The following is a 22,451-nucleotide window of genomic DNA, read 5'->3' on the forward strand; positions in this document are numbered from 1 at the left end:
CCACACCCCCCCACACCCCTTCCCCACCCCGGCGCTCAAGAGGTTTGCGTCAACACGGAGATCAACTCTGACGCTTTTCTCTTGATCACCGGCGCGAGCGGGGGCGAGGCGGAGGCGGGGTGGGACAGGGTGGGGCATTGGTCGGGTGTGCCGTTCGGGCAATTCATTCGGCTGCCGCCGCGGGGACAGATAGTCGGTTCCGCTCGGACAACACGCCATTGATGGCTGTTGACCAACTTTGCGCCCAACCGAAGGCAAAAAGGCTGCCTATCCACTAGGGAATTGGAATTGCGGGGTCGGCATTCCGACCGCCACGCAATGCCGCCGGGAAGCCCTTACCGAGGGTGATCATCGCGAGGGCGTAGCGAAGGAGGTCCGCCCAGCTCAACGACGCACCAGCGGCCGACTGCGGCACGGTCGACGACCGGCGGTCACCGGACCCCTCCTCGACGACCGGACGGAGCCCGCCGGGAACCGAAGACACGGGTTGACGGGCCGCACCCCCAAGGCAATCATGACTGTCACTGGGCGGCGATTGACGCGATTCCGGATCGGCGAATTCTCCCACGTCAGTGGGGCTATTCGTGCTGTCCGCACGACGCGCGCCGGCCACCGTTCCGCAGGTCGGAGAAAAGCCGGCGGAACACCCGTCAGGAACGAGCGAGGAGTCCGCCGGTGAACGGGAACGACGAAGCTCCCGCGCCGCCCCGGCCACTGCCGGCGGCGCGCCCTGATCGACCGGAGGACCGCCTCGCCCTGCACGGCGGCGCACCCGTCCGGCACACCCCCTGGCCCACGTACGACAAGGGTGCCGTCTTCGTCCACCCCGAGGACGAGGAGGCCGCCTGCCGGGCCGTGCGCAGCCACCTCTACTTCCGCTACGACCACCGCCCGCAGCACGAGACCGAGTGCGGCCGGTTCGAGGACGAGCTGTGCCGCTTCTTCGGCACCCGGCACGCGCTCGCGGTGTCCAGCGGCACCGCCGCACTCGCCCTGGCCATCATGGCGGCCCGGGTGCCCCCGGGTTCCCTGGTCGCCTGCCCCGGGTTCACGTTCGTCGCCACGCCGAGCGCGATCGTCATGGCCGGCTGTCAGCCGTTCCTCGTCGAGGTGGACGAGGACCTGCGGATGGACCTCGACGACCTGCGCCGCCGCTGGCATCCGGGGATCCGGGCGATCCTCGTGGTGCACATGCGCGGTTTCGCCGCCGACGCCGAGGCCCTCGCCGCGTTCGCCGCCGAGATGGGCGTGCCGCTGATCGAGGACGCGGTGCCCGCGCTCGGCGCGGAGCTGCGCGGCCGCAAGCTCGGCACGTTCGGGGCGGCCGGCGCGTTCAGCACCCAGTCGGACAAGGCGCTCAACTGCGGCGAGGGCGGCTTCCTGGTCACCGACGACACCGAGCTGTTCGCCCGCGCGGTGGCGCTGTCCGGGGCGTACGAGGGGCGGCTGCGGCGGCACTTCCCCGACGCCGAGCCGCCGTTGACCGGCCTCGACCTGCCCCTGCTCAGCCTGCGCATGGACGAGATCCGGGCGGCGCTGCTGCGCGCCGAGATGGCCCGCCTGCCGCAGCGGCTGCGGCTGTTCCACCGCAACTACGACCGGGTCGCCGCCGCGCTGGCCGACGTGCCGGGCATCGCGATCCGCCGGCCGGTCGCCCCCGGGGCGTACCTCGGGGAGGCGTTCGTGTTCCGGGTGCCCGGCGGCGACGCCGGCTGGTTCGCCCGCGCGCTGTGCCGGGAGGGCATCGACGCGCGCAACATCGGCGCCGACGACGACCTCAACGTCCGCGCGTTCTGGAACTGGCGGTTCGCGTACGACACCGACGACGTCGACGCGATCCGGGCGCTGCTGCCGCGCACCGCCGGCTACCTGCGCGAGGCCGTCGACGTGCCGCTGTCGTCGAACCTGACCCCCGAGGACTGCGACGACCTGGTGCGGGCGGTGCGCAAGGTGGCTGCCGCGCGGGACGCGGCACCCGCCGGGCCGGCCGACCCCGTGGTCGCGCCGGCCGGGGCGGCGGAGCCGGTGGGCCGATGACGGACAGCCCCGCCCGCGCCGTGCCGCGCCCCGCCCTGGTCGGCATCTTCGGCGGGCTCTTCGCCGGCTACCTGGGCCTCACCGCCGTGATCCCGGTGCTGCCGGCGTTCCTGCGCGACCGGCACGCCGCCGGGGACCTGGTCGTCGGGCTGGTCGTCACGGTCACCGCCGGGACGGCGCTGCTCGTGCGGCCCGTCGCCGGCGCGCTCGCCGACCGGTACGGCCACCGCACCGTGATGCTCACCGGCGCGCTCGTCGCGGCCCTCGGCGGGCTGCTCTACTTCCTGCCGCTCGCGGTGCCGGCGTTGGTGGCGGTGCGGCTGCTGCTCGGCGCGGGCGAGGCCGCCCTGTTCACCGCCGGGGCGGTGTGGACGGTGGCGCTCGCCCCGCACCACCGCCGGGGCCAGCTCATCGGCCTGTACGGGGTGAGCATGTGGGGCGGCATCTCCGCCGGCACCTTCCTCGGCGCGGCCCTGCAACAGGTCTCCTTCACCGCCGTCTGGGCGCTCGCCGCCGCCGCTCCCCTGCTGGCCGCCGCCCTGATCGCCCTGGTCCCGGTGCCGCACGGGGAACCCGGTACCGCAGCGCCCCGAGAGCCCGGGACCGCCGCGCAACGGAAATCCGGGGGCGGCGGTGGGCTGTTGCTGCGCCCGGCGCTGCTGCCCGGCACGGCGCTCGCCCTCGGCGCCGCCGGGTACGCCGGTCTGGCCGCGTTCGTCGTGCTGCACCTGGACGCGCGCGGCATCGGCTCCGGCGTGCTGGTGCTGAGCTGCTTCAGCGCTGTGTACGCCGGCACCCGCCTGGTCATCGGCCACCTGCCCGACAAGCTGGGCCCCCGCCGGGTGGCGGCCTGGTCGGCGGCCGGCGAGGCGGTCGGCCTGACGATCGTCGCGCTCGCGCCGAACCTGCCCGTCGCCGTGGCCGGCGGCGTGGTCACCGGCGTCGGCTTCTCGCTGCTGCACCCGTCGCTGGCGCTGATGGTGATGAACCGGGCCGAGCCGACGCGGCAGGGGGCGGCGATCGGGGCGTACACCTCGTTCTGGGATCTGGGGCTCGCGGTGTGGGGGCCGGTGACGGGCCTGGTGGCCGCGACCCTCGACTACCCGGCCGTATTCGGCGTCGGGGCGGCCTGCGCCGTCGCGGCGGCGGCCATGGCGGCGTGGATCGGCCGCCCGGCGGGCGGCCACGGCGGCACCGGCAGCCCCGGGGGGCCCGGGAGCGAACGGACGGAGGCCCGCGCGGCATGAGCGACCTGACGGTCCTGTGCGTCACCGGTTGGTGCCGCAACGGCAGCACCATCATCGGCAACGTCCTCAACGAGGTGCCCGGCTTCTTCCACGTCGGCGAGCTGCACTTCCTGTGGAAGAACTCGACCGGCCGGGGCGTCAACGGGCTGTGCGGCTGCGGCCGGGAGCTGACCGCCTGCGACATCTGGTCGCGGGTGCTGCCCGTCGGGCGGCCCGCCGGCCTGTCGGCCGACGCGCACGCCGCGCAGGTGATCGCCCGCCAGCGCTCCCGGGTGCGCACCCGGCACACCTGGCAGGTGCTGCGCCGGGGCCTGCACGACGGCGAGATCCGCGCCCACGCCGAGCTGATGGGCCGGGTCTACCGCGCGGTCGCCGAACGCACCGGCACGCACACCATCGTGGACACCACGAAGATTCCCGGGGAGGCGGCGCTGCTGGCGCACCTGCCCGGGATCACCCCCTACTACGTGCACCTGGTGCGCGACCCGCGCGCCGTGGCGCACTCCTGGCGGGAGCCGAAGCAGTACGTGTACGCGATGTCGGCGGCGCGCAGCACCGCGTACTGGCACGGGTTCAACCTGGCCTCGGCGGCGATCACCCGGCGGCACCCGCAGCGGTCGATGCTGCTGCGCTACGAGTCGTTCGCCGCCGACCCGGCCGGGACGATCGACGCGCTGCTGCGGCTGTGCGGGGCCGACCCGGCCGGCAACCCGGTGCGCGGGCGCACCGTCGAGCTGGGCACCAACCACACGGTGACCGGCAACCCCGACCGGTTCCGCAGCGGCCCGACCGTGATCCGCGACAGCGACGAGGCGTGGCGGCGCACCCTGTCGGCCGCCGACCGGCTGGCCGCCACCGCCCTGGCCCAGCCCCTGTTCACCCGCTACGGCTACCGGTCGGCCGGGGCGGGCCGGCTGTCACCGACCGGCGGAAGGTAGGAGACGTGGATCTGGGGCTCACAGGACGGGTGGCGCTCGTCGCCGGCGGGTCCAGCGGCATCGGGCTGGCCTGCGCGAAGGAGTTCGCCGCCGAGGGGGCGCACGTGGCGATCTGCGGGCGGGACCCCGGCCGGCTCGCCGCCGCCGAGCGGGAGCTGGCCGGGGTGGCGAAGGGCCGGGTCAGCGCCAGCGCCGTGGACGTCACCGACGCCGACGCGGCCCGCCGCTGGGTCGACGGGGTGGCCGCCGACCTCGGCGCGGCGCACGTGCTGCTGGTCAGCGGCGGCAGCCCGCCGATCGGCCCGGCCACCCTGTTCGAGACGGCCGACTACCGGGCCGCCGTCGACCGGGTGCTGCTGCCGGCCGTCGGGCTGGCCCTCGCGGCCCTGCCGCACCTGCGCGCCGCCGGCTGGGGGCGGCTGCTCTTCGTCGCCTCGGAGACCGCCGCCGTGCCGATCGCCCCGCTGCTGCTGTCCGGGGTCACCCGGGCCGCGCTGGTCCGCTTCGCCCAGGGCCTCGCCGTGGACGTGGGCCGCGACGGGATCACCGTCAACGTGCTCGCCCCCGGCTCGGTGCGCACCCCGCCGATGGAGCGGGCCGCCGCCCGGCTCGCCGGCGACGACGGCGACGTCGAGCAGCAGCTCGCCGCCATGGGCCACCACAGCGCGCTGGGCCGGCTGGCCCGCCCCGAGGAGGTCGCGGCGGTGGCCGCGTTCCTGGCCAGCGAGCGGGCCTCGTTCGTCACCGCCGGGGTGCACCTGGTCGACGGCGGCGCGAGCGCCACCGGCCCGGACCTGCCGCACCTCACCGGCGTCCGGAAAGACACCTACGCCTGAGATCCCCATCCCGGCGGCGGCCCCGCCGGCCGGCGGCACAGCACGAAGGAGTGCGCGATGTCCACGACCAGCCCCACGTTCACCGAGCGGGACGTCTCCGAGTTCTTCGACCAGACCACCCAGACGTACCTCAGCTTCTGGGACAGCGAGGGCGTGCTGCACACCGGCTACTTCGCCGACGACGCCGACACCGACTACCACACCGCCGCCGACCGCACCTCGGACCTGCTGGCCGCCGAGGCCGGCATCGACGCCGGGTCGACGGTGCTCGACGTCGGCTGCGGCTGCGGCAACTTCCTGCTGCGGCTCGCCGGGCAGACCGGCTGCCGGGGCGAGGGCCTAGACCTGAGCATCGAGCGGGTCCGGTTCGCCCAGGCCAAGCTCGCCGAGCGGGGCGCCGCAGGTGTCACCTTCCGGCACGGCTCGGCCACCGCCATGCCGTACGACGCGGCGACCTTCAGCCACGTGGTCAGCCAGGACGCGCTGTTCCTGGTGCCGGACAAGCCGCGCAGCCACGCCGAGATGCACCGGGTCCTCGCCCCCGGCGGGATCCTCGCGGTCACCGACTTCCTGCAGCCCACCACCGACATCGGCGAGGCCGCCCGCCGGCACGTCTACGACCGGGTGCGGTGGAGCGGCGGCTACTCCCTCGACGGTTACGCCGAGGCGCTGACCGCCGCCGGCTTCGAGGTGCTGACCGCCCGCAGCCTCGACACCCACATCCGGCAGACGTACCGGGTGCTCGGCGAGACGGCCCGGCGGCGGGCCGCCGCGACCGACGACCCGGCCGCCCGGGAGTGGATCCTCGGCTTCGCCGCGTCCTGCGGCGAGATCCAGGCCGCCATCGACCGGGGCGAGTTCGGCTGGGGCATGTTCGTCGCCCGCAAGCCCGCCGCGCAGTGACGACCCGACCCACCGCGCAGTGACGACCCGACCCCGACCGGAAGGTGTGCGCCCGATGCAACGAACCGACGTCATCAAACGAACCATCGCCGAGGTCGTCGAGGACCGCCGCAAGCAGCTCTCGCCGGGGCAGGTCTTCGTCGACGCCTTCGCCGAGGGCGGCTTCGAGACCCGCGTCGACTACGACGTCACCATCACCGACTCCCTGACCAGCTCCCGGCGCAAGCCGCGCTATCCGTCGCGCAACATGCTCAAGGTGGTGGACCTGTCCCGCGACCCGCAGGAGTTCTACTGGCACGAGAGCCCCGCCCGCCCCGGCGACCCGGCCGTGGACGGCGCGGACCTGCGGCGGGAGGCCGCCAACCACTTCCACCGGTCCCCCATCCCGCCGCTTTTCACCACGAAGGCGTGGGTGCAGGTGCCCGACGGGCTGTGGGACGACCCGACCAGCTTCGCCGAGTTCATCAACTACCGCCTGGTGGTGCGGCTCGCCACCGCCGAGAACGTCACCATCCTGCGCGGCGAGGGCGGCCTGCTGACCATGCCGGACATCGCCCGGCTCACCGACCCGGGCCCGTTCGGCTCCACCATCCTGTCGGCCTGCAACGAGGTGGAGCAGAACGGCAGCACCGCCGACGGGCTGATCATCAACCCGGCCGACTACTACCGGCTGCTCGGCTCCGGCACGCTGATGCGCGACGTCGAGGAGAACGGCGTGTTCATCGTCCGGACCCGGCTGGTCGACCCGGGCACGGCGATCGTCGGCGACTTCGGCCACGGCGCGCTGCTGTTCGACGCCGGCCGGTCGATGATCTCCTTCGCCGAGCCGCCGCCGGGAACGTTCGCCGAGCCCGGGGTGGCGCTGACCGCCGAGATCTACGAGCGGGTGGTGCTCAACCTGCCCACCTGCTTCTTCGTGGTCAGCCTCTAGGCCGCCGCGATGTCGACGCCGCCCGCGCCGCGCCCACCCGGCGACGACCCCGACGTGCTGGTCGTCGGCGCGGGCGTCGTCGGCCTGTTCTGCGCCTGGTTCCTGGCCCGCGCCGGGCACCGGGTCACCGTCGTCGACCGGGGCGAGATCGGAGATCCGGCGGCCTGCTCGTCGGGGAACACCGGCTTCGTCGGCACCCAGGGCGCCGCGCCCCTGGCCGAGCCGGGCGTGCCCGCGAAGGGGCTGCGCTACCTGCTCGACCCGGAGAGCCCGTTCCACGTCCGGCCCCGCCCCGACCCGGCCCTGCTGGCCTGGCTGTGGCACTTCCGCCGCCGCTGCACCGCGTCTCACGCGCGGGCCGCGTTCGACGTGCTGCTCACCCTCAAGCAGCGCAGCCTCGCCATCCTCCGCGAGGTGTGCGCGACCGGCCCGCTCGCCGACACCCTCACCGCCCAGGGGATGCTGCTGGCCTGCAAGACCCCGGAGGGCTTCGCGGCGGCCCGCGCCTCCGTGCCGGCGGCCGTCGCCCGGGGCGTGCCGCTGCGGGTGCTCGACCCCGGCGAGTTGGCCGCCCTCGAACCGGGCGTCGCGTTCGACGTGGCCGGGGCCCTGCTCAACGCCGAGGGGGCCGCGCTGCGCATCCCCGCGTTCCTGGTCGCGTTCGCCGACGCGCTGCGGGCCGCGGGCGTCGACATCCGCACCCACACCGAGGTACGCGACTTCGAGGTGGCCGGCGACCGGGTGCGGGCCGTGCGCACCAGCGGCGGCGACCTGCGCCCCGCCGAGGTGGTGCTCGCCGCCGGGGTCTGGTCGGTGGCCTGCGCCCGCCGGCTCGGCGTCGACCTGATGCTCCAGCCCGCCAAGGGGTACGCGGTGACCGTCGCCGCCGGCGCGCACCCGCCCCGGCTGCCGATCCTGCTCAGCGAGGGGAAGGTGGCCGTCATGCCGCTGGGCGACCGGCTGCGGCTGGCCGGCACCCTGGAGCTGGTGGGGATGGACACGAGCGTCTCGCCGCGCCGGATCGACGGCATCGTGCGCACCGTCGCGGCGTACCTGCCGGGGCTGGACACCGACCGGCGGGTGGCGGTGTGGAGCGGGCTGCGCCCCTGCACCCCGGACAGCCTGCCGCTGATCGGCCGGCCCGGGGCGTGCCGCAACGTGGTCGTCGCCGCCGGCCACGGGCACATCGGGATGGGCCTGGCCCCGGCGGGCGGCCGGCTCGTCGCCCAGCTCGTCGGCGGCGAGCGCCCGGAGCTGGACCTCGCGCCGTTCGCCGTGGACCGGTGGCGACGTCGCCCGTTCGCCCGGAGGAACCGATGATGCCGTCGCGGCGCAACCGACTCGCGGAGGAACCGATGACCGACGCCCCGATCGGCGTGCTCTGCCTGGACACCTCGTTCGAGAAGATCCCCGGGCACATCCGCAACCCGGCCACCTTCGACTTCCCCGTCGTCTACCGGGTCGTCGAGGGGGCCACGCCGCAGCGACTCGTGCGGGAGGCCGACCCGACGCTGCTGGAGCCGTTCGTGGCGGCGGCCCGGGACCTGGAGGCCGCCGGGGTCGCCGGGATCACCGGGGCGTGCGGGTTCCTGGTGCTGTTCCAGGCCGAACTGGCCGCCGCCGTGTCGGTGCCGCTGTGGTCGTCGAGCCTGCTGCAGCTTCCGCTGGTGCACCGGATGGTCGACCGGCCGGTCGGGCTGCTCGTCGCCGACGAGGCCGCGCTCACCCCGCGCCACCTCGCCGCGATCGGCGCGGAACACGTGCCGGTGCGGGTGACGGGCATGGCCGGGCAGCCGGAGTTCACCGAGGTGATGCTGGAGGGCCGCCGCGACGCCCTCGACGCCGACCGGCTCGAACGGGAGGTGCTCGACCGCGTCGACCGGCTCGCCGGGGCGCACCCCGAGCTGGGGGCGCTGGTGGTCGAGTGCACGGACCTGGTGCCGTTCGCGCACGCCGTCCAGGCTCGGCTGGGCCTGCCGGTGTTCGACATCGTCACGCTCACCACCATGGTGCATGCGACGCTGACCCGCCGCCCGTACCCCCGGAAGGGCTGACGGCACGGGCGGCGGAGGGGGTCAGGCGCGGCGGGCGTACGGGGCGATGGGGTTGGCCAGGGTGCCGGCGAACTGGAGCGCCGCCGACGGGTCGGACAGGTCCACCATCTGCTGGTTGTCGCGCAGCTGGAGCCGGTTGAGGCAGGAGTGCGCGAACTCCGGCGCGAACAGGTCGTGGCGGGCCAGCCGGTCGGCCAGGTGCGGCACCCGGGCGGCGTAGTCGGCCGCGCAGTCGGCGACCGTGCGCCAGAACTCCTCCTCGGTGAGCAGCCCCGCGTCGAGCAGGACCACGTTGAGGTGGCGCAGGAAGCAGGAGAACACGTCGGTGAAGATCGACAGGATCTTCTCGCCCTCGGGGATGTTCGCCCGGACCCGGTGCACCGCCTCGGGCAGGTCGGCGTCCGGGTTCATCACCACGATCTCCTCGGCGATGTCCTTGAAGATCGCCCGCTCCACCGCCCCGTCGCGCAGCACCAGGATGACGTTCTCGCCGTGCGGCATGAACGCCAGGTCGTGGGCGTAGAGGGAGTGCAGCAGCGGGGTGAGGTACGCGTCGAGGTAGCGGCGCAGCCACACCGGCGCGGGCAGCCCCGACTCGGCGACCAGGGCGGCGGCGAACGACCCGCCGGCCGAGTCGACGTGCAGCAGCGACGCCATGGTGGCCAGCCGCCGCCCCGGCTCCAGACCCGGCACGGGGCTCTCCCGCCACAGCGCCGCCAGCATCTTGCGGTACGGGGAGTACCGGTCGGTCGCCGCCTCGAAGCGGCGGTTGCGGTACCCGATCGCGGCCCGCTCCCGCAGGATCGTCAGCCCGGTCGAGGCGAGCACCTCGTCGCGGTCGATCAGGTCGGCGAGCCAGTCGTTGATCGCCGGGGTGGCCTCCATGTACGCCGCCGACAGGCCCCGCACGAAGCCCATGTTCAGCACGGACAGGGCCGTCTTGACGTAGTGCCGCTGCGGGTGGGTGACGTTGAAGAACGTCCGCACGGACTGCTGGGCGAGGTGCTCGTCCGGGCCGGGGCCGAGGCAGACCAGCCGCTGCTCGGCCACGTCGGCGGCGAACGTGACGGCGAGGCGGTTCCACCACTGCCACGGGTGCACGGGCAGGTAGAGGTAGTCGGCCGGGTCGAGGCCGAGCCCGGTGAGCGTGGCGGCGAACCCGGCGAAGGTGTCGTCGCCCAGCTCGGCCCGGTACAGGGCGTCCGCGTCCGTGTCGGCGGTGCAGGTGAAGGTGGTGTGGTCGCGGTGCGCGGCGAGCCAGAGCAGCCGTACGGGCCGGCCCACCTCGGGGGCGTACCGGTGATATTCGTCGATGCCGAAGCCGATGCGGCCGTTGTTGGCGACGAAGCCGGGGTGGCCCTCGGTCATCCGGGTCTCGACCGTCTGGAAGTCGGCGCGGGCCAGCTCGGCGGCGGGGATCTCGGGCCGGTCCAGCTTGTACGCCCAGCCGGCCAGGGTGGAGGTGATCTCCTCCAGGTAGACCGGCAGCACCCGGTCGGTGAGGCCGAGCGCGCCGCGCAGCTCCACGCACAGGTCGAGGGCGTCCAGGGGCAGCTCCACGCCGTCGCGGCGGCGGGTGATGCTGGCCGGGTCGATGTGCCAGTGGTCGAGGGCGAGCCGGCGGGCGGCGAACCTATAGGTGACGGTGCCGTCGTCGCTGGTCACCTCGTAGTCGGCGGACGCGCCGGGTTCCGGGGCGGGGCCGACGGGCTCGGGGGTGAGCAGCCGCTCGTGGGAGAACTCGGCGAGGGCCTTGCGCACCAGCAGCCGGTTGGCGCGCGCCCACGTGTCGGGGGTGAGGTGGGCGACGGCGTCCTGCGGGTCCACGGTGTCCGGTCCTTGGGGCTGGGCTGCGGTGGCGGCGGCGAACCGGGCGCGGGTGCAGAAGGAGAGCAGGCCGGTCTTGGCGGGCAGCGCGACGGTGCCGGCGGGGGTGAAGCCGACGGCGGCGTTGAGGGCGTGCACGGCGGTGTTGCGCACGTCCGGCTCGACGACCACCCGGCGGTGCGCGGGGTCGGCGAACAGCCACGCCATCACCGTGGTGATGACGGCGCGGGTGAAGCCGGAGACCGGGGTGTCGGTGGGCGCGCAGAGGAAGTGCATGCCCACGTCGCCGGGGCGGGCCGGGTAGCGCCCGGCCAGCTCGACGCGCGCCGGGTCGTAGCGTTCGACGAGGAACGCGGGCTCGCCGCGCCACAGGCCGACGAACGCGTCGTGGTGCGGGTCGGCGGCGATGCGGGCGTACTCGGCGGCGACCCGGGCCACGTCGGCGTCGCCCATCAGCCAGAACGCGGCCTTCGGGTGGGTCACCCAGGAGTGCAGCAGCGCGGCGTCCGCGGCCGGGTCGAGGGTACGCAGGGCGAACTCGCCGAGCCGGGGGTCGGTGCGGGTGTAGACGATCTCCGTCACGCCCCCACCCCCGCCGGCACGCCGAACTCCTGGAACGCGATGCGCCGCTCCACCGGGTAGGGCTCGCGGCCCAGCAGTTCCCGGATGATCACCGAGTTGCGGTACGGGCCCATGCCCAGGTCGGGCGAGGTGACGCTGTGGGTGTGGGTGCCGCCGTTCTGCAGGAAGATCCGGCCGGCGTGGTCGACGCGGTAGTCGCGGGCGACGTCGAGGCGGCCGTGGGAGTCGAAGCGCAGCAGGTGGCGCACCGGGTCGAGGAAGTCCGGCACCTGGAAGCGGTAGCCGGTGGCCAGCACCAGGCCCTCGGTGGTCAGGTCGAACTCGCCGCCCTGCTCGACGTGGCGCAGCCGCAGCGCGTACCCGCCGTCGGTGTGCTCCGCGCCGGTCACCTCCGTGTTGGTGAGCAGCCGGGTGTCCACCGCGGCGGCGACGCTCTTGGCGTACAGCAGGTCGAAGATGTCGTTGATCAGGTCGGCGTCGATGCCCTTGAACAGGCCCTTCTGCTCGGCTTCGAGGCGGTAGCGGGTGGCCTCGGGCAGGGCGCGGAAGTAGTCGACGTAGTCCGGGGACGTCATCTCCAGGGTGAGCTTCGTGTATTCCAGGGGGAAGAACCGGGGCGAGCGGGTGACCCAGTTCAGCCGGTAGCCGTACGTGTCGATGTCCGCCAGCAGGTCCTGGTAGATCTCGGCGGCGCTCTGCCCGGAGCCGACGACGGTGACGCTGCCGCGGCGGCGCAGCGCGTCGCGGTGCGTCACGTAGTCGGAGGAGTGCACGACGCCGTCGCCGCCGAGCCCGGCGCAGGCCGCCGGCACGTGCGGCGGGGTGCCGGTGCCGAGCACCAGGTTGCGGGCCCGGTGGGTGACGGTCTCGCCGGTGGCGGTGACCGTGGCGGTCACCGCGAACACGTCGTCGGCCGGGTCGTGGGTGACGGCGGTGACCCGCTGGCCGAAGCGCACGCTGGCCAGCTTCTGCACCGCCCACCGGCAGTACGCGTTGTACTCGCTGCGCAGCGGGTGGAACCGCTCGCGGATGTAGAACGGGTACAGCCGTCCGGTCTCCTTCAGCCAGTTGAGGAACGAGAACGGCGAGGTGGGGTCGGCGAGGGTGACCAGGTCGGCCAGGAACGGGGTCTGCAACCGGACGGTCTCCAGCAGCATCCCCGGGTGCCAGTCGAAGGTGTCGCGGGCCTCCAGGAACAGGCAGTCCAGGTCGGACAGCGGCTCGGTGAGGCAGGCCAGGCCCAGGTTGTACGGGCCGAGCCCGACGGCGACGACGTCACGGGTGGGCATGCGGTCGCTTTCTGCGCGGGGTCGGGTGGTGGTCACGGTCGCCGGTCAGCCGACGGGGCAGGGGGCGACGGCGGCGGTGCGCTCGCCCACGTACCGGTCGCCGTGCCCGGCGATGAGGTCGACGACGTGCGCCACGTCGTCGAGGGTGGTCTCCGGGTTGAGCAGGGTGAACTTGAGGTACTGCCGGCCGTCGACCCGGGTGCCGGCGACGACGGCCGCGCCGGAGGCGGCCAGGGCGCGGCGGGCGTGCCGGTTGGCGTCGTCGGCGAGGTGGCCCGCCGGGGCGGGCGGCAGGTAGCGGAACACGACGGTGCTCAGCGTGGGCCGGGTGACCACCTCGAAGCGGGGGTCGCCGGCCAGCAGCCGCCACGCCCCGTCGGCCCGGTCGATCACCTCGTCGAACAGCTCGCCGACCGCGTCGGGGCCCATCATCCGCAGGGTCAGCCACAGCTTCAGCGCGTCGAAGCGGCGGGTCGTCTGGAGGCTCTTGTCGACCTGGTTGGGCAGCTGTTCCCCGCTGGCGCGGGGGGCCGGGTTGAGGTAGTCGGCGTGGTAGGTGGCGTGCCGCAGCACCTGCCCGTCGCGCACCAGCAGGGCGCTGGAGGAGACCGGCTGGAAGAACGACTTGTGGTAGTCGACGGTCACCGAGTCGGCGCGTTCGATGCCGGCGAGCAGGTGCCGCCGGGTGGGCGAGACCAGCAGCCCACAGCCGTACGCGGCGTCGACGTGCAGCCGCGCCCCGGCGGCGGCGCACCGGTCGGCGATGGCGTCGAGGGGGTCGATGGAGCCGAAGTCGGTGGTGCCGGCGGTGGCGACGACGGCCATCACGGTGAGCCCGTCGCGCTGGCAGCGGGTCAGCTCGGCGTGCAGCGCGTCGGGGCACATCCTCCGGTCGGCGTCGGTGGGCACGGTGCGCACGGCGTCGGCGTCGAGGCCGAGCAGGGTGGCGGCCTTCTGCACGCTGAAGTGCCCGGCGGCGGAGGTGAGCACCCGCAGCCGGGGCAGCAGCTCGCGGCGGGGGGCCGGGTTGCGGGCGAAGGCCTCCTCCCGGGCCAGCAGCAGCGCCTGGAGGTTGGACTGGGTGCCGCCGCTGGTGAAGACGCCGTCGGCGGCGGGTCCGAGGCCGATGCGCCGGGCCGTCCAGTCGATGAGCCGGCGCTCGATGAGGGTGCCGCCGGCGCTCTGGTCCCAGGTGTCCAGGGAGGAGTTCACGGCGGTGAGCACGGCCTCGCCGAGCAGCGCCGGAATCACCACCGGGCAGTTGAGGTGGGCCAGGTAGCGGGGGTGGTGGAAGTAGACGGCGTCGCGCAGGTACACCTCCTCCAGCTCGTCGAGGGCGGCGGTGGCGTCGGCGAGCGGCCGGTCCAGATCGACGGCGGCCACGGCCGGGGCAAGCGCCGCCGGGGTGACGCCGGTGAACGGGCGGTCGGTGCGGGCGATGCGGGTGCCGACCCGGTCGATGCCCTCGGCCAGCACCCGCCGGTAGTCCTCGGCGGTGCCGGTGGTCAACAGGTGGGCGCGGGGGGTGCCCGCCACGGCGTCAGCTCACCTTCTTCGCGGCGGCGATGGCCTTGGCCAGGTTCTCCAGCAGCGGCGCGGCCCCGGCGTAGGAGAAGCGCGGCACGGCGTCCCACGGCGTGACCTGGTTGGCCTTGACCGCCGGCAGCGCCGCCCAGGTGGGCTTCTTCGCCAGGTCGGCCGGCTGCAGGGCGGTGGTGCGGTTGTCCAGCAGGATCAGGTCGGCCGGGAACTTGTCGGCGTTCTCCCAGCTCAGGGCCTCGAAGTAGTCGCCCTGCTCCAGCTTCGTCGGCACCACGATGTCGACGCCCAGCTCCGCGAAGTACATCAGGTCGGTGCTGACCTTCGGGTTGGACGCGTAGAACACGTCGGGGCTGCCGGACGCGGCGAGGACCTTGATGCCGGGGTTGGCCTTGACGGCCTGCCGCACGCTCTCGGCGGCCGCCTCGAACCGGGCCTTCGCGTCGGTGACCTTTTTGGCGTTGAGGTCGGCGCCGAGGGCGGCGGCGAGGGCGGCGTACCGCTCGATGGGCCGGTTCATCGGCACCCGGGCGGTCTGGATGGCGACGGTGGGCGCGAGGGCGAGGATCTTGTCCTTGCTCTCGTCGGGGACGTACCAGAACGCGCCCGGGTCGTACATGTGGGTGACCAGCAGCTCGGGGCGCAGGGCGGCGTACTTCTCGATGCTGAACTCGCCCCAGACGTTGCCGAGCACGGTCACCTTGCCGACGTCGAGGTCGCCGGCCTGCGGCTCCTTCGAGCCGTCGGAGCGGGTGGTCTCGCCGAACACGCCGACGAGCTGGCTGTCGAGTCCGAAGTCGACCAACGCCGCGGCCACGCCGGTGAAGGCGACCACGCGGGTCGGGGTGGCGTCCCGGGTCACCTTTTCGGGCCGGTCGTCCGTGAACGACCAGGGGCCGCCGGTGGCGGCCGGCGAGGCGGAGTCGTCGGCGCCGCCGCAACCGCCGAGCAGGGCACCGACGGCGAGGGCGCCGCCGGCGGAGAGCAGGCCACGGCGGGTCAGACGCGGGCGGGACACGGGTACGGGCATGACGGCTTCTTTCCGCTCCGGGGTGGTCCGATGACCAAGGGCGAGGTTAAGTTACCCTAACCTAAGTTATTGTCAACAGCCCTCAGCGATCGATTCCCACCACACAGGAGCCTCCGCTGTCCGTCACCGACTCGTCGCCGACCGCACCCGCGCCGCCGGCGACGCCCCCCGCCCCGCCGCCGCGACGCGGCCGGCCCGCGGCCCGGATCGCCGGGCTGCTGGCCGCGTGCGCCCTGCTCACGGCCGTGTGCGCGGTCAGCCTCGCCGTCGGCGCGCGGCAGCTCGGCCTCGCCGAGGTCTGGGCGGGACTGTGGGACCCCGCCTCCCCCGCCCACGCGGTGGTGCAGCAGATGCGGCTGCCGCGCACCCTGCTCGGCCTGCTCGCCGGGACCGCCCTCGGGGTGGCCGGCGCGGTCATGCAGGCCGTCACCCGCAACCCCCTCGCCGACCCCGGGCTGCTCGGCATCAACGCCGGCGCGTCCGCCGCCGTGGCCAGCGCCGCCGCGTTCCTCGGCGTCGCCACCGTCGGCGGGTACGTCTGGTTCGCCCTGGCCGGCGCGGCGGCCGTCACCGCCCTCGTCTACGCCGTCGGCGGCGGCCGGGGCGCCACCCCCGCCCGCCTCGCCCTCGCCGGGGCGGCGCTCAACGCGGCCCTCTACTCCTACGTCAGCGCGGTGATGCTGCTCGACGCGGCCTCGCTGGAGAAGATGCGGTTCTGGACCGTCGGCTCGCTGGCCAGCGCCGACCTCGCCACGGTGGCCCGGGTGCTGCCGTTCGTCGTGGTCGGCCTCGGGATCGCCCTGGCGGCGGCCCGCCCGCTCAACGCCCTCGCCCTCGGCGACGACCAGGCCCGCGCGCTGGGCGCCAACCCCGCCGTGGTCCGCGCCGCCGTCATCGTCGCCGTCACCCTGCTCTGCGGCGCGGCCACCGCCGCCTGCGGGCCGCTGGTCTTCGTCGGGCTGCTGGTGCCGCACCTCGTGCACGCCCTCACCGGGCCCGACCTGCGCTGGCTGCTGCCGGCCTGCGCGCTGCTCGCCCCCGTGCTGCTGCTCGGCGCCGACGTCGCCGGCCGGGTGCTCGGCCGCCCCGGCGAACTCCAGGTCGGCATCATGACCGCCGTGCTCGGCGGCCCGCTCTTCCTGCACCTGGTCACCCGCACCCGGGCGGTGCGCGCGTGAGCGTCGTCCGCGTCCGAGGCTGGTCGGTGCGGTTCCGGGCCCGCGCCCTGCTCGTCGGCCTCGGCTGCGCCCTGGCCGCCGGCGCGCTCGGCGTCGTGTCGATCGGCGGCGGCGACTACCCGATGAGCCCCGCCGACGTGCTGCGCACCCTCGCCGGCGGCGGCACCCCCGCCGAGGACTTCATCATCGGCGAGCTGCGGCTGCCCCGGCTCGTCACCGCCCTGCTCGTCGGGGCCGCCCTCGCCCTCGGCGGCGCGGTCTTCCAGGCCCTCGTGCGCAACCCGCTCGGCAGCCCCGACATCCTCGGCGTCACCCAGGGCGCGGCCACCGGCGCGCTCCTCGTCGTGGTCGTCGGCGGCGGCACCCTCGCCCTGGCCGGCGCGGCCGTGGCCGGCGGGCTGGCCACCGGCGTCCTGCTGTGGGCGGTGGCGTGGGCGCGCGGCGCGCACGGGCACCGGCTGATCCTCGCCGGCATCGGCGTCGCGGCGATCCTCACCGGCGTCAACGGCTGGCTGCTGACCCGCGCGCAGCTCATGGACGCCGCCCGCGCCGTGCTCTGGCTCACCGGCAGCCTCGACGGGCGCGGCTGGGCGCAGGCGGTGCCCGTCGCCGTCACCCTCGCCGTGGCGGTGCCGGTGGTGCTGTTCGCCTGCGGGCCGGCGCTGCGGATGACCGAGCTGGGCGACGACACGGCCGCCGCGCTCGGCGTACCGGTGCGGGGCCTGCGCACGACACTCCTGGTCGCGGCGGTGCTGCTGGTCTCCGTCGCCGCCTCGGCCGCCGGGCCGGTCAACTTCGTCGCGCTCACCGCGCCGCACCTGACCCGCCGGCTCACCCGCGCGCCCGGTCCCAACCTGGCCGCCGCCATGGCGCTGGGCGCGGCGATGCTGGTCGCCGCCGACCTGATCGCCCAGCGTGGCTTCCCCGGCCACCAGCTCCCCGTCGGCGTCGTCACCGGCGCGCTCGGCGGCGGCTACCTGGTGTGGCTGCTGGCCACCGAACGCCGCGCCGGCCGGCTGTAAGGAGGGGCACCTTGTTAACGCATTCGGTAGAGGAAGGGCCCCTTCCTAACACCCGTCCGGTCCACCCATCCCCGACAGAGAACGGAGCACCACCCATGCGGCCCGGCACCCCCCGGCTCAGCGGCGACGGACTGACCCTCGCGTACGACAAGCGGACCATCGCCGAACGGCTCACCGTCGCCGTGCCCGACCGGTCGTTCACCGTCGTCATCGGCCCGAACGCGTGCGGCAAGTCCACGCTGCTGCGGGCGCTCGCCCGGATGCTCAGGCCCACCGCCGGCACGGTGCTGCTCGACGGGCGCGACATCCACGCCCAGCCGGCCCGCCGCGTCGCCCGCACCCTCGGCCTGCTCCCCCAGACCTCCATCGCCCCCGACGGCATCACCGTCGCCGAGCTGGTGGCCCGGGGCCGCTACCCGCACCAGGGGCTGCTGCGCCAGTGGTCCCGCGACGACGAGCGGATCGTCGGCGGGTCCATGGCCGCCACCGGCGTCGCCGACCTCGCCGACCGCCTCGTCGACGAACTGTCCGGCGGGCAGCGGCAGCGGGTGTGGATCGCCATGGCCCTCGCCCAGCAGACCGAACTGCTGCTGCTCGACGAGCCCACCACGTTCCTCGACATCGCCCACCAGATCGAGGTGCTCGACCTGTGCGCGACGCTGCACGAGGAGCAGGGGCGCACCCTCGTCGCGGTGCTGCACGACCTCAACCAGGCCGCCCGGTACGCCAGCCACCTCATCGCCATGCGCGACGGGCAGGTGGTCGCCGCCGGCCCGCCCCGGGAGATCGTCACCGCCGACCTGGTCGAGCGGGTGTTCGGGCTGCCCTGCCGGGTCATCGACGACCCGGAGACGGGCTCGCCACTGGTGGTCCCGGCCGCCCGCCGCGTACCGGCCGCCTCGGCGTCACCACCCATAATCGGTGCGTGACTGCTGAAGGCGCACGCTTCTCGCTCGCCGTCGCCCGTGCACTGGAAACCGCCGACTTCTCCATCCGACACGTCGCCCCGGGGAACCACCGCAAGCTCTACAACCTCGTCCGCGTCACGATGTCCACCATCGCGCCGGTCGACAGCTTCTACCTGGCCTTCCTCCGCGACGAACACATGCTGGTGATCCCGTACCTCTACGACGGGCACGAACGCGAACACGCCGGTTTCCAGACCTACGGCCCGAACGGCCTCACCGCCTGGATCAAGAAGAACGCGCGCACCTACCGGTACGGGTCCGACGGGGGCCGCCTGCTCCACCGGGGCCACACCTTCGGCGACCACGAGCGCCTGTCGCGCGACGCGGTCGTCGTCCCGCTGCTGGAGTCCTCGCCCGACGGCCAGCGGGTCGCCGGGCTCGCGTCGATGCTGACCTACCAGCCCGACGCGTACGGCGACGAGGCCGTCCGGGCGTTCGAGTGGCTCGCTCGCCGCACGATGCGGGCCCTCGCCCGGGAGCGGGAGGACGCGCACGAGCTGGCCGGGCTCGCCAGCGGGGCGAGCCGCACCGTGCTGACCCACGGCTCCGTTCCGGGCGTCGTCGAGATGGTCAGCCACGCGTTGAACGCCATGACGGTACGGATCACCGCAGCGCTGCACCGCCCCGACGGCGACGGCGACGCCGCCGTTCGCGCCTTGCGCGAGGTGCTCGAACAGTGCGAGCAGCTACAGACCGACATCGCCGAGCTCCTGCTGGCGCCCACGACCGAGGGAGGCGACCTGCTGACGACGCTCACGCCCCGCGAGCGCGAGATCGCCGGGCTCGTCGCCGACGGCCTCACCAACGAACAGATCGCCGCCCGCCTGGTCATCTCCGAGAAGACGACCAAGACGCACGTGACCCGCATCCTCAGGAAGTTCGGCGTCCGCCAACGATCGGCCGTCGCCGCCAAGCTGAGACCCTTCTGACGTACGACTTTGTCGTACCTGCCCGACCGGCGCAGATACGCAGCGGGCCAATGGCGTCGGCCGTGCCGTCCTCCGACGATGGGAGGAGTCGTCCCAGCCCGGCCGTCGCCCACGGTGGGCGCAGAGAGGAATCAGCATGAGAACAGTCACCGGGAGCCGGAAAGCGCCGCACCGGATCGCCGCCGTGCTCGTGACCGCCACGGCGCTGCTGCTGTCCGCCGCGACAGCCGCCCACGCCGGCAGCGCCAGCGGCGGCAGCAATTACTACGACGGCAAGAACCCGGCGACCACCAAGGATTCGTCCGGCGTCTACTGCAACGTCAACGCGTCGCAGATCGCCACCCGGCCGATCACCGACCGCTCCACCGGCCAGCAGGTCGCCACCCTCCAGATCTTCTACTCCTGGTCCTGCCAGTCGAACTGGATTCGCGTGACCGGCAACCCGTACGGCGGCAACACGACCAAGAACATCTTCTCGTCGCTCGGGGGCTGGAACAGCGAGTCGGACTCCGGTTACGGATCGAGCTACTCGATGATGGTCTACGCGCCGGGCACGACGCAGATCAACGGCGAGGTGACCCTCTGGTCCCCCGGAATCAACGAATACAACTGGAAGGCGAGGGGCTCCTTCGCCCTGTAACCCTCCCCCCACCGCGACCCCCCTCCCCCGTGATCAAGAGGTTTGCGTCACCGCGAGGCCGGATCCTGACGCAAACCTCTTGATCACCGCGTGCCGGGGGGCGCGTGCCGGGGGCGCGTGCGGGGGTCGGGGGCGGGGGGGTCAGGTGGGGAGGGCGCGTTGGATCTGGGAGATCAGGACGCCGCAGGCGTAGCGGTCGGCCGCGCCCACCATGCCGAGAATGGTCGCCGGATGCGGGCCGTTGTCCGTCTCCGCCGGGTCGTAGTGCATGAACACGACGAGCTCCCCGCGGTCGATGAACGGGGCGAGGACCGGCTCGACGTCGAGGCCCGGCGCGAGCGTGAAGAAGGTGGTCATGGCGCACGGGTGCTGACCCAGCAGGGAGCTGCGGTGCAGCACCGACGTGGTGGCCGCGCTGACCCGGAAGTTCGGGTCGATGACCCGTAGCTCGCCGTTTCGGCCGACCCCGGCGTCGAACGAGCAGTACCCCCGGTACCCGAGGGCGCTGGCCTTTCGGACCCCTGCCGTCAGCGCTTCGACCAGCTCCGTTGGCGGTTGGTCGTCGTCGAGCACGCAACCGACCCACGTCGAGGTGGGCTGCGGCAGGTGTACGGAAGAACCGAAGTACTCGACCGAACCGCTCTCCGTAACGCCGAACTGGAGACCCCAGACCGTCTGGAAGGGAACCTCCTCCTCGACGATCCACTGGTCGCTCACCTGCTCCAGCTGGTGGAACAACGACCGGTTGAGCCGGTCCTGCAGCCTCCGGGTGAAGATCGCGATCCCGCTGTACACCTCGGTGCCGGCCGGCTTGAGCACCGCCGGCCGGCGGTCGGCCCGCACAATCTGCCGTACCTCGGCGGGGGTGGCCACCTGCCGGCGCGGCAGGTAGTCCGGCGCGATCAGGGACTCCAGGACCGTCTTGTTGTTGAGGCGGGCCAGCAGGTCCGGGGCGACCCGGGCCGGCGCGGCCCGCAGCTGCGGGTCCTGCGGGGGAAACTGGAACTCCAGCAGCTCGCCCCGCCCGGCGGCCTCCCGGGCGAGCCGCACCGCCTGCTCGCCGGAGCGATACTCACGCAGGTCGCTGGGCGTCTTGAGGCCGCACCGGCTGAGCAGGCGCAGCGACTTGTCGGCGCTGGCCCCGCTGCTGCAGATGACCGCCGACTGGTGCGGCAGGGTCAGGTGGAGGCCGGTGACCATGTCCAGCCCGTTGTGCAGGCCCGCGCCCGCGCTGGTCAGATAGCGGCTGCCGGCGGTCTCCACCGGGCTGGGCGGCCGGGCCAGGACCACCCCGTCGTGCGCGAACACCTGTACTTGGATAGGCCCATCCATTGGATCTCCTGACATGCCGGCCCCGCACAGGGGGCCTCGGGGTGTGGCAAGAAGCCCGGTACGCCCCGGCCGCGAGCTGCGGAGCACGTGGCGGGTGAGGCAATGGCGTACCGGTCCTGGTGAGGCCGCTCGGCCGCGAGAGTCGGGCGTGCCGCGTGCACCGGCCGGACGGATCCGGGCTGGGCCGGTCAGCTAGCGGCTGGCTTGTGGTCAGCGCTGCGCCGGCGCGGTGCACACCAGCAGCCGATGTGTGATCAACCAGTCACCGACTGCGTCATGATCGACATCATGATCGGTGAAGCATAGTCAGCGCCCTGCCGGCGCGCGGATGGGCCGGACAGCCGAGTCGGACCGGCCCATTTCGCCACCGCCGCGCTAGGGGTCCACCCCACCCGAATTCTAGGGGTGTACGCCGCTTGGCCAGGCTCCGTAGCGTCTGGCCCCGTCGGGTCGTCGTTCCCCCGCACCGCACCGGACCGGGAACGGATGTGGGCGATCGTGGGCCCGCCCGCGACCGGAACATGGCGAGGGCGGGTCGTTCGGCGGTGGCCCGGCACCCTGCGGTACGTCCACCCGCGACACGTCCCCGCCACGGCATGTCGTGCTGCGGTACGTCCGCCCCACGGCCGACCGGCCGCCTCGGCCCACGCCTCTCCCGGTCGTCCCCATTCACTCGGAGGTTGGGCTCATGCCTGTTGGGTTCGCTGATGGCGCGGTGGACGCCGGGGGTCTGGACCTGGTGGGTGATCTGCGGCGGGTGGTGGTGTGGCCGGCGCGGGCGGGTTCGGTGTCGGGGGTGGTGGGGTGGCCGTCGGGTGTGGCGGGTTCGGGTGTGGTGGTGGTGGCGGGGTTGGTGGGTGTGTTGGCGCGGTATACGGGTCAGTCGGAGGTGGTGCTCGGGCTGGCCGGTGGTGGTGTGGTGCGGGTGGACGTGTCGGGTGACCCGGGGTTCGGTGACCTCGTGGATCGGGTCGAGGCGGCGTTGGCGGCTCCGTCGCCGGCGGCGGATGGTCCGGTTGGTCCGGTGGTGGTGCACGTGGCCGATGGGCCGGTGGGCGAGGTGGGGCCGGGTGTGGTGGATGCCGGTGTGGTGGTGTGGGTGGCTGGTGATGGGTCGGGGTTGCGGGTGGACTTTGCGGTGGAGGAGTTTTCGGCGGGGTGGGTGCGGG

General features: G+C 73.9%; 18 protein-coding genes and 1 pseudogene. 14 read left to right on the plus strand and 5 right to left on the minus strand.

What is annotated here, in order from left to right; genetic code table 11:
- Window positions 1–675: 675 nt before the first annotated feature.
- Genes LPA42_RS32525 through LPA42_RS32560 form a run of 8 tightly spaced genes read left to right on the plus strand, consistent with a single transcriptional unit; the run spans window position 676 to window position 8,946 of the window.
- Entirely contained in the window at window positions 676–2,037 is a 1,362-nt protein-coding gene (locus LPA42_RS32525; RefSeq protein WP_077937728.1) for a DegT/DnrJ/EryC1/StrS aminotransferase family protein, read from the plus strand.
- A complete protein-coding gene (locus LPA42_RS32530) occupies window positions 2,034–3,284 on the plus strand; it encodes an MFS transporter (protein ID WP_077937727.1) in 1,251 nt (416 codons plus the stop codon). The genes LPA42_RS32525 and LPA42_RS32530 overlap by 4 nt, the downstream gene beginning before the upstream one ends.
- Window positions 3,281–4,222, plus strand: coding sequence for a sulfotransferase (locus tag LPA42_RS32535; protein WP_077937726.1), 942 nt, complete (start codon window positions 3,281–3,283; stop codon window positions 4,220–4,222). Before LPA42_RS32530 ends, LPA42_RS32535 begins: the two co-directional genes overlap by 4 nt.
- 5 nt (window positions 4,223–4,227) lie before the next feature.
- A complete protein-coding gene (locus LPA42_RS32540; protein ID WP_077937725.1) occupies window positions 4,228–5,058 on the plus strand; it encodes an SDR family NAD(P)-dependent oxidoreductase in 831 nt (276 codons plus the stop codon).
- Between the two features lie 57 nt (window positions 5,059–5,115).
- On the plus strand, window positions 5,116–5,961 hold the full coding sequence (locus LPA42_RS32545; RefSeq protein ID WP_077937724.1) for a methyltransferase domain-containing protein: 846 nt from the start codon (window positions 5,116–5,118) through the stop codon (window positions 5,959–5,961).
- Window positions 5,962–6,016: 55 nt separating this feature from the next.
- Window positions 6,017–6,892, plus strand: coding sequence for a family 3 encapsulin nanocompartment shell protein (locus LPA42_RS32550; RefSeq protein ID WP_077937723.1), 876 nt, complete (start codon window positions 6,017–6,019; stop codon window positions 6,890–6,892).
- Between the two features lie 9 nt (window positions 6,893–6,901).
- Entirely contained in the window at window positions 6,902–8,212 is a 1,311-nt protein-coding gene (locus LPA42_RS32555) for an FAD-binding oxidoreductase (RefSeq protein ID WP_077937722.1), read from the plus strand.
- A 35-nt stretch (window positions 8,213–8,247) separates the two neighbouring features.
- Window positions 8,248–8,946 carry an aspartate/glutamate racemase family protein gene (locus LPA42_RS32560; RefSeq protein WP_077937729.1) on the plus strand — a complete coding sequence of 233 codons (699 nt, stop codon included), beginning with the start codon at window positions 8,248–8,250 and terminating at the stop codon, window positions 8,944–8,946.
- A 21-nt stretch (window positions 8,947–8,967) separates the two neighbouring features.
- Here the strand turns inward: LPA42_RS32560 and LPA42_RS32565 are convergent, their stop codons facing one another.
- The 4 genes from LPA42_RS32565 to LPA42_RS32585 are packed head-to-tail and all read right to left on the minus strand — an operon-like array spanning window position 8,968 to window position 15,213.
- The gene (locus tag LPA42_RS32565; RefSeq protein WP_077937720.1) at window positions 8,968–11,355 is read right to left on the minus strand and encodes a GNAT family N-acetyltransferase; all 2,388 of its coding nucleotides are present in this window, start codon (window positions 11,353–11,355) and stop codon (window positions 8,968–8,970) included.
- Window positions 11,352–12,644, minus strand: a complete 1,293-nt coding sequence (locus LPA42_RS32575; protein WP_077937719.1) for a lysine N(6)-hydroxylase/L-ornithine N(5)-oxygenase family protein — start codon at window positions 12,642–12,644, stop codon at window positions 11,352–11,354. Before LPA42_RS32575 ends, LPA42_RS32565 begins: the two co-directional genes overlap by 4 nt.
- A gap of 45 nt (window positions 12,645–12,689) precedes the next feature.
- Window positions 12,690–14,180 (minus strand): aspartate aminotransferase family protein, encoded by a 1,491-nt coding sequence (locus LPA42_RS32580; protein ID WP_077937718.1) that lies wholly within the window; start codon window positions 14,178–14,180, stop codon window positions 12,690–12,692.
- Between the two features lie 4 nt (window positions 14,181–14,184).
- The gene (locus LPA42_RS32585; RefSeq protein WP_077937717.1) at window positions 14,185–15,213 is read right to left on the minus strand and encodes an ABC transporter substrate-binding protein; all 1,029 of its coding nucleotides are present in this window, start codon (window positions 15,211–15,213) and stop codon (window positions 14,185–14,187) included.
- A 68-nt stretch (window positions 15,214–15,281) separates the two neighbouring features.
- Between LPA42_RS32585 and LPA42_RS32590 the strand changes: the two genes are divergently transcribed.
- The 5 genes from LPA42_RS32590 (at window position 15,282) to LPA42_RS32610 (ending at window position 19,950) form a co-directional block, all read left to right on the plus strand.
- Complete coding sequence (locus tag LPA42_RS32590; protein ID WP_077937716.1) at window positions 15,282–16,391, plus strand: iron ABC transporter permease; 1,110 nt, start codon at window positions 15,282–15,284, stop codon at window positions 16,389–16,391.
- The gene (locus LPA42_RS32595; protein WP_077937715.1) at window positions 16,388–17,413 is read left to right on the plus strand and encodes an iron chelate uptake ABC transporter family permease subunit; all 1,026 of its coding nucleotides are present in this window, start codon (window positions 16,388–16,390) and stop codon (window positions 17,411–17,413) included. The genes LPA42_RS32590 and LPA42_RS32595 overlap by 4 nt, the downstream gene beginning before the upstream one ends.
- 95 nt (window positions 17,414–17,508) lie before the next feature.
- Window positions 17,509–18,342 carry an ABC transporter ATP-binding protein gene (locus tag LPA42_RS32600; RefSeq protein ID WP_077937714.1) on the plus strand — a complete coding sequence of 278 codons (834 nt, stop codon included), beginning with the start codon at window positions 17,509–17,511 and terminating at the stop codon, window positions 18,340–18,342.
- Entirely contained in the window at window positions 18,339–19,310 is a 972-nt protein-coding gene (locus LPA42_RS34660; protein WP_228987101.1) for a response regulator transcription factor, read from the plus strand. The genes LPA42_RS32600 and LPA42_RS34660 overlap by 4 nt, the downstream gene beginning before the upstream one ends.
- 136 nt (window positions 19,311–19,446) lie before the next feature.
- Window positions 19,447–19,950 (plus strand): DUF2690 domain-containing protein, encoded by a 504-nt coding sequence (locus tag LPA42_RS32610; protein ID WP_077937713.1) that lies wholly within the window; start codon window positions 19,447–19,449, stop codon window positions 19,948–19,950.
- Between the two features lie 141 nt (window positions 19,951–20,091).
- Here LPA42_RS32610 and LPA42_RS32615 read toward each other — a convergent pair whose 3' ends face one another.
- A complete protein-coding gene (locus LPA42_RS32615; RefSeq protein ID WP_228987102.1) occupies window positions 20,092–21,258 on the minus strand; it encodes an ATP-grasp domain-containing protein in 1,167 nt (388 codons plus the stop codon).
- Window positions 21,259–21,970: 712 nt separating this feature from the next.
- Between LPA42_RS32615 and LPA42_RS32620 the strand changes: the two are divergent.
- Window positions 21,971–22,451 (plus strand): annotated as a pseudogene (locus LPA42_RS32620) (non-ribosomal peptide synthetase); the annotation flags it as partial.

The sequence above is a fragment of the Micromonospora sp. DH13 genome (assembly GCF_020873825.1).
Lineage (GTDB): Bacteria > Actinomycetota > Actinomycetes > Mycobacteriales > Micromonosporaceae > Micromonospora > Micromonospora haikouensis.

What these genes read in the sequence shown, in the direction of transcription:
- LPA42_RS32530 (WP_077937727.1), top strand. Translation starts at nt 2,034, where the DNA reads ATGACGGACAGCCCCGCCCGCGCCGTGCCGCGCCCCGCCCTGGTCGGC.
- LPA42_RS32535 (WP_077937726.1), top strand. Translation starts at nt 3,281, where the DNA reads ATGAGCGACCTGACGGTCCTGTGCGTCACCGGTTGGTGCCGCAACGGC.
- LPA42_RS32545 (WP_077937724.1), top strand. Translation starts at nt 5,116, where the DNA reads ATGTCCACGACCAGCCCCACGTTCACCGAGCGGGACGTCTCCGAGTTC.
- LPA42_RS32550 (WP_077937723.1), top strand. Translation starts at nt 6,017, where the DNA reads ATGCAACGAACCGACGTCATCAAACGAACCATCGCCGAGGTCGTCGAG.
- LPA42_RS32555 (WP_077937722.1), top strand. Translation starts at nt 6,902, where the DNA reads ATGTCGACGCCGCCCGCGCCGCGCCCACCCGGCGACGACCCCGACGTG.
- LPA42_RS32560 (WP_077937729.1), top strand. Translation starts at nt 8,248, where the DNA reads ATGACCGACGCCCCGATCGGCGTGCTCTGCCTGGACACCTCGTTCGAG.
- LPA42_RS32575 (WP_077937719.1), bottom strand. Translation starts at nt 12,644, where the DNA reads ATGCCCACCCGTGACGTCGTCGCCGTCGGGCTCGGCCCGTACAACCTG.
- LPA42_RS32585 (WP_077937717.1), bottom strand. Translation starts at nt 15,213, where the DNA reads ATGCCCGTACCCGTGTCCCGCCCGCGTCTGACCCGCCGTGGCCTGCTC.
- LPA42_RS32600 (WP_077937714.1), top strand. Translation starts at nt 17,509, where the DNA reads ATGCGGCCCGGCACCCCCCGGCTCAGCGGCGACGGACTGACCCTCGCG.
- LPA42_RS32610 (WP_077937713.1), top strand. Translation starts at nt 19,447, where the DNA reads ATGAGAACAGTCACCGGGAGCCGGAAAGCGCCGCACCGGATCGCCGCC.